We start from the raw sequence: 4,166 nt of genomic DNA on the forward strand, positions 1-4,166 counted from the left end.
ACACATTCGATGCTCTCACTGAGCACCTCCCGCTCCTCCACGCTCGGCTCACCGGCCAGGTCCAGATGGACGTACTCGACCACCTTGCTGGAACGTGTCACGTCGAATCGCGTCAGGTTGCCGCAGAGCGTGCAACGCCAGCGGGTGCCGGCCGTGGGCGGGGGGACCGTCATGGTCTCGTCCTCATTCCTTGGGGCGGTCGAGGGCTCGGGGGCGGTGCGGCCGCAGGGTGCCTGGGCTTCCCGCAACCCTAAGACCTGCGGCGCACCTCGTGTGTCGGGGAAGGCACCCCGTGCCCGAAGCGTCATGATCCGCCTCATGCGCAAGCGCCCCGTGCTGACCTGTACCCTCATCGCCCTGTGCGGCCTGATCTTCCTGACCGGCCCCGCGTCCGGTTTCCTGCCCGGCTACGGCACCGGAGCGGCCCTGCAGCGCGCGCAGACGGCGTACTTCCAGCGCTGGGGTGTGCTCCCGCACACCATGTGGGGCGAGGCGGTACGCCCCTTGCTCACCCCGCTCACCGCGCTCTTCCTGCACGCCAACTGGCTGCACCTGCTGGGCAACGTGCTGTTCCTCTACGTCTTCGGCGGCCCGGTCGAACGGCGCATGGGGGCGGTGCGCTTCACCCTGTGCTACCTGAGCGTCGGCTATCTCGCCATGCTCTGCTACGCGGTGGCGCACCACACCTCGGACGAGACCCTCGTCGGAGCGTCCGGCGCCATCTCCGGTGTGCTCGGCGCCTTTCTCTACCTCCATCCCAGGGCACGCGTCACGAGCGTCTTCCCGTTTCTGCTCTTCCTGCCGCTGCGCTTCCCCGCCTGGCTCGTCCTGTTGTTCTGGCTCGCTCTGCAGTGGATCGCCGCTCGCGGCGACACCGACGGACCGGGCGTGGCCTACCTCGCCCACGTGGTCGGGTTCACCCTCGGCTTCCTCTACGCGTGGCTCCGTTTCCGTACCACTACAGTGGGCACGCCCGCTCCGGCGACCCAGGGAGAGTCCACACCGTGATCACCTCGATCGTGCTCATCAACACCAGCACCGACCGCATCCCCGAAATCGCCGAACAGATCGCCGCGCTGGAAGGCGTCAGCGAGGTCTATTCGGTCACCGGTGCGCACGATCTGATCGCCATGGTGCGGGTGGCCCGGCACGACGACCTGGCAGACGTCATCCCGGGCCGGATCAGCAAGGTGCCGGGCGTGCTGGGGACCGAGACCCACATCGCCTTCCGCACCTACTCCCGGCACGACCTGGAGTCGGCCTTCGCCATCGGGCTGGACGCCTGAGAGCTCAGCGCGCGAGCGCGGCGCGGTCGTTGTCGTCGTCGCGCTCGCTGTCGGGCACGCAGCGCCCGTCCTCGGTCCGGTAGCGCCACCGCGCCCCGTACCGCACCAGCTCGCCCACCGCCCGCAGGAACCGCTCCACATGCTCGTCGGGCGTACCGGCGCCGAAGCTGACCCGGACGGCGTTCAGCGACTGCTCCCCCGGTGCCTCCGGTGCCCCGCATCCGCCGGGCTCCGCCCGCTGGGCGCCCAGCAGCTTCCGTACCAGTGGATGCGCGCAGAAGAGCCCGTCCCGCACACCGATTCCGTACTCGGCGGACAGAGCGGTGGCCAGGTGCGAGCTGTTCCAGCCGTCCACCACGAAGGACAGCACACCCACACGGGTGGCCTCGGCCCCGAACAGGGACAGCACCGTCACCTCCGGAATCCGGGCCAGCCCGTCCAGCAGCCTGCCGGTCAGCTCCGCTTCCCGGCCCCCGATCGCCTCGAAGCCCGCCTCCGAGAGCGCCCGGCAGGCGGCGGCGAGCGCGTACGCACCGATCACGTTCGGCGAACCCGCCTCGTGCCGGGCCGGGCCGGTCCGCCACTCGACGTCCAGGCCGCCGTCCGCGCCCCGCAGGACCGTGCGGCTCGCGCCGCCGCCCGCCAGGTACGGCTCGGCGGCCCGCAGCCAGTCGGCCCGTCCCGCGAGCACGCCGGCGCCGAACGGCGCGTACAGCTTGTGGCCGGAGAAGGCCACCCAGTCGACGCCCAGTTCACCGATGTGCACCGGGTGGTGAGGTGCCAGCTGCGCGGCGTCCAGCACGATACGGGCGCCGTGCCGGTGCGCCGCCCCGGCGAGCTGCCGTACGGGCCAGATCTCGCCCGTGACGTTCGACGCGCCCGTCACACACACCAGCTTCGGGCCCTCCGGCGCGGCGCGCAGCGCCGCCTCCAGCGTCGCCACGGCCTGCCCGGGCGAGTGCGGCGCGTCCAGGAAGGTGGTCGGACTCGCCCGCCACGGCAGCAGCGACGCGTGGTGTTCGGTCTCGAAGACGAAGACGCGGGTGCCCTCGGGCAGCGCGGATGCCAGCAGGTTCAGCGAATCCGTGGTGGACCGGGTGAAGACGACGTCGTCCCCATCCCCTTCGGCCCCGTCCCGGCAGCCGAGGAATCGCGCCACTGTGGCGCGGCTCTGCTCGAACAGGTCGGTCGACAGCTGGGAGAGATGACCGGCGCCCCGGTGCACGCTGCCGTAGTACGGGGCGTAGGCGGCCACCTCGTCCCACACCCGCTGCAGGGCGGGCGCGCTGGCGGCGTAGTCCAGCGCCGCGTAGCTCACTTCGCCACCGGTCACGAGCGGAACGCGGACGTCCCGCCCCAGCACGGGCAGCGGCGAACCGGCGCGATCGCCGGTGGCGGTGGCCGCGTCAGTGGCGGTAGCGGATGCGGTGGTGAACAGGGCGGCGGGCGCGACGTGTTGACGCACGGGGAGACTCCCTCGAGGACCAGGGACCCCTGACCATAGGCCTCCCCGCCGAAGGCAGGGGACGAGGGATCCGTGCTTGCCGCAGGACCTTGCTGTCATGCGGCCCGGTCATCACCCGGGGCACCCCACCACGGAAGGAGGGTTGCCGGACAGCGGGCCGGGGCCTTGATCGCTGTCACTCGTGACCTGGCCAGGAGTATGGCACACGCCCCCGCGGCGGCGCCCCGCCGTCCTCATCGTGGACGGCGGGGGTCCGCCCGGGGTCACCGGTGGCTCGCGGCCACCCAGCGCTCCAGCGCGGCGCCGGCCGCTCCACTGTCGACCGATGCGGCCGCCCGCTCCATGGCGGGGGCGATCTGCTCGGCGAGGGACCCTTCACCCGGGTCGAGGGCGACCAGCGCGGCCGCCGAGTTGAGCAGGACGGCATCCCGGACCGGGCCGTGCTCGCCGTCCAGCAGCCGCCGCGCCACATCCGCGTTGTAGCCGGCGTCGGCGCCGCGCAGCGCCTCGACCGGCACCAGCTCGAGGCCGACGGCGCGCGGGTCGAAGGATTCCTCGCGCACCCTCCCCTCTCCTACGACCCACACCGTGGAGGTGGCGGTCGTCGTCAGTTCGTCCAGTCCGTCGTCGCCGCGGAAAACCAGCGCCGACGACCCGCGCTCCGCCAGCACGCCGGCGAGGATCGGCGCCATCCGGGCATCGGCGACACCCGTCGCCTGCGCCCGCACGCGGGCCGGGTTGGTCAGCGGACCGAGGAAATTGAAGGAGGTGGGGATGCCCAACTCCCGCCTCGCGCTGGCGACATGGCGCAGCGAAGGGTGGAACTTCACCGCGAAGCAGAAGGTGATCCCGGCCTCCGAGGCCACCTCGGCGACCCGCTCCGGCGTCAATTCCAGATTTACGCCCAGCTTTTCCAGTACGTCCGAGGCTCCGCTCGCGCTCGACGCGGCGCGGTTGCCGTGCTTGACGACCTTCGCCCCGGTGCCGGCCACGACGATCGCGGACATCGTGGAGATGTTGACGGTCCTGGCGCGGTCGCCGCCCGTACCGACGATGTCGACCGTCCGGCCCGGCACCTCGATGACGTTGGCGTGCTCGTACATCGCCCGCACGAGTCCCGCGATCTCGCCGACCGTCTCGCCCTTGGCCCGCAGCGCCACCGCGAAGCCCGCGATCTGGGCGTCGGTCGCCTCGCCCCGCATGATGCGGTCCATCGCCCACGCCGTGGCGTCGGCACTCAGGTCCTCACCGGCCAGCAGCGAGTTCAGTACGTCCGGCCAGGTGCCCGGACCCCCGGCGGGAGAGCCGGCAGACGGAACGGCGCTCATGATCCCTCCTGAGGTCGTCGCAGCGGACGGTCCGGGTGCCGGCCGGCGCCCGGAACGCGTGTGGGGCGGACCTGGATCTTCCAGGTC

At 72.0% G+C, this 4,166-nt stretch carries 4 protein-coding genes and 1 riboswitch; of the genes, 2 read left to right on the forward strand and 2 right to left on the reverse strand.

Annotated elements, in window-relative coordinates; all coding sequences use genetic code 11:
- Positions 1-318: 318 nt before the first annotated feature.
- Entirely contained in the window at positions 319-1,008 is a 690-nt protein-coding gene (locus ACRDP3_RS20905; RefSeq protein WP_431518510.1) for a rhomboid family intramembrane serine protease, read from the forward strand.
- Positions 1,005-1,286, forward strand: a complete 282-nt coding sequence (locus ACRDP3_RS20910) for an Lrp/AsnC family transcriptional regulator (RefSeq protein WP_431518511.1) — start codon at positions 1,005-1,007, stop codon at positions 1,284-1,286. Before ACRDP3_RS20905 ends, ACRDP3_RS20910 begins: the two co-directional genes overlap by 4 nt.
- Positions 1,287-1,290: 4 nt before the next feature.
- Here the strand turns inward: ACRDP3_RS20910 and ACRDP3_RS20915 are convergent, their stop codons facing one another.
- A complete protein-coding gene (locus ACRDP3_RS20915) occupies positions 1,291-2,655 on the reverse strand; it encodes an aminotransferase class V-fold PLP-dependent enzyme (protein WP_431518513.1) in 1,365 nt (454 codons plus the stop codon).
- A 163-nt stretch (positions 2,656-2,818) separates the two neighbouring features.
- Positions 2,819-2,938: riboswitch (SAM riboswitch) on the reverse strand.
- A 76-nt stretch (positions 2,939-3,014) separates the two neighbouring features.
- Positions 3,015-4,079 carry an anthranilate phosphoribosyltransferase gene (gene trpD, locus ACRDP3_RS20920; protein WP_431518512.1) on the reverse strand — a complete coding sequence of 355 codons (1,065 nt, stop codon included), beginning with the start codon at positions 4,077-4,079 and terminating at the stop codon, positions 3,015-3,017.
- Positions 4,080-4,166: the final 87 nt, after the last annotated feature.

The sequence above is a fragment of the Streptomyces sp. genome (assembly GCF_050698815.1).
Lineage (GTDB): Bacteria > Actinomycetota > Actinomycetes > Streptomycetales > Streptomycetaceae > Streptomyces.